The organism is Spirillospora sp. NPDC049652 (assembly GCF_040675125.1).
Taxonomy (GTDB): domain Bacteria; phylum Actinomycetota; class Actinomycetes; order Streptosporangiales; family Streptosporangiaceae; genus Spirillospora.
Genome location: NZ_JBFAOF010001144.1, coordinates 1 through 2,035, shown reverse-complemented (window position 1 = coordinate 2,035; position 2,035 = coordinate 1). Strand labels below are relative to the sequence as shown.

The window sequence follows — 2,035 nt, the reverse complement described above, 5'->3', positions numbered from 1 at the left end:
GGCTGCTGTTCGGCGTCTACAAGGCGGGCCGCCTGGCCGCCAACGGGCGCGTCGGCGAGGCGTTCCGCAACGCCCGCGACGTCTGGGACATCGAACGCTGGCTGCACCTGCCGAACGAACTGGACGTGCAGAGCGGCCTGCTGCACAGCCAGACCATGATCCACCTCGCGAACTCCTACTACGCCTACGTCCACTTCCCGGCGACGGCCGCGTTCCTGCTGTTCATGTACCTGCGCCGTCCCGCCTTCTACCGGTGGGTGCGCTGGGTGGTCGTCGCGCTCACCGCGGCCGGGCTCGTCCTGCACCTGACGGTGCCGCTCGCGCCGCCGCGCATGCTCACCTTCACCGGCCTGGTGGACACCGCCGCCGAGTACGGGCCGTCGGTCTACGGCGCGCCGCAGACCGACACCGTCGCCAACCAGTACGCGGCGATGCCGTCCCTGCACATCGGGTGGGCGATCATCGTGGCGGTGGGGCTGATCGTCGCCTGCCGGACGCGCTGGCGCTGGCTGTGGCTGGCGCACCCCGTCCTCACCGTGCTCGTCGTGGTGAGCACCGCCAACCACTACTGGCTCGACGGGCTCGTCGTCTCGGCCCTGCTGGCGATCGTGCTGGTGGCGCTGCTGCCGCTCTACCGGGCGGCGCGTGCCGCGCACGACCTGCGGCTGCGGACCGCCGCCGGGGGCGCGCGGGTACGCTGACTCGAAGGCCCGGTCGGGACGGGCCGTCGGCGAAGACCGTGTCGGGGGACGAGTGCGCGCCAGAACTGTGATCCAGGCTGTTCCGACTGGATTGACGTGGTACCTGACCTTGTCGGGGGTCGTGTCCATCCTGTCCTGGCTGTCGGCCGGCCTCATCGAGGACCTCGACGCCATCTGGCTGCTGCACTGGATCGGCTACTTCAGCTGGCTCCCCAGCCTGACCTGGGGCCTGCTGCTGCTCCTGGTGTCCACCGGCGTCCGGCGGCGCAAGAAGTCGGCCTGGCGCATCACGCTGGCCCTGCTCACCCTGTTCTTCCTGCTCTACCTCGCGATCGCGGTGGTCTTCACGATCGCGCCCGACCCGGACTTCACCCTCGGCGCCGGCGACTACGTCGCCCCGGTCTGCTACGTGGTCGCGCTGGTCGCGGTGGGGGCCGCGCGGCAGGAGTTCACCGCCCTGCCCGACCGCGCCAACCTCCGCCTGGCCTGGCGGGTCGGCGGCGCGATGGTGCTGGTCAGCGGCGTCCTCGGCACCCTGCTGGTGCACCTGACCGACCGGAACGCCTCCGGCGGGTTCTGGTCCCAGCCGCTCTACGCGGCGCTGCAGACCGTCCTCGGCGCCCGGGTCACCGGCCACACCCTGTACGTGGACGTCCCCGGCTGGGTCGACCTGATCCTCGGCGTCCTCGGCAGCGGCCTGCTCGTCGCGACCGTCTGGGCGCTGTTCCGGCCCGCGCGCGGCGACGCCGTGCTCAGCCCCGGCGAGGAGCTGCGCGCCCGCGAGCTGCTGCTGCGCTACGGCGACGAGGACTCCCTCGGCTACTTCGCGCTCCGCCGCGACAAGGACTTCATCACCGCCCCGAACGGCAAGGCGGGCATCGCCTACCGGGCGCAGGGCTCGATGTGCCTGGCCAGCGGCGACCCGCTCGGCGACCCCGAGTCCTGGGGGCAGGCGATCGAGGCGTGGCTCGCCGAGTGCCGCCGGCACTCCTGGACGCCCGGCGCGGTCAGCGTCGGCGAGCGCGCCGCCGTCGAGTACCGCCGGCACGGCCTCGGCGTCCTGGAGCTCGGCGACGAGGCGATCATCGACGTGCCCGAGTTCAACCTGGACGGCCGGGAGATGCGCCAGGTCCGGCAGGCCGTCCGCCGGGTGGAGCGGGCCGGGTACACCGTCCGCATCCGGCGGCACTCGCAGATCTCCGCCGCCGAGATGGGCGGCATCGTGCAGCGCGCCGACCAGTGGCGCGAGGGCGAGACCGAGCGCGGCTTCTCCATGGCGCTCGGCCGGCTCGGCGACCCCACCGACGGCGACTGCGTGATGGTCGAGGCGTTCG

General features: G+C 72.8%; 2 protein-coding genes. Both read left to right on the top strand.

Annotated features, from left to right (window positions below; translation table 11 throughout):
- A partial coding sequence (locus AB0J52_RS37895) for a phosphatase PAP2 family protein (protein ID WP_500187815.1) occupies nucleotides 1-701 on the top strand: 701 nt, incomplete at its 5' end.
- A gap of 121 nt (nucleotides 702-822) precedes the next feature.
- Nucleotides 823-2,035 (top strand): phosphatidylglycerol lysyltransferase domain-containing protein (locus AB0J52_RS37890; RefSeq protein ID WP_500187814.1); only part of this gene is annotated, 1,213 nt, incomplete at its 3' end.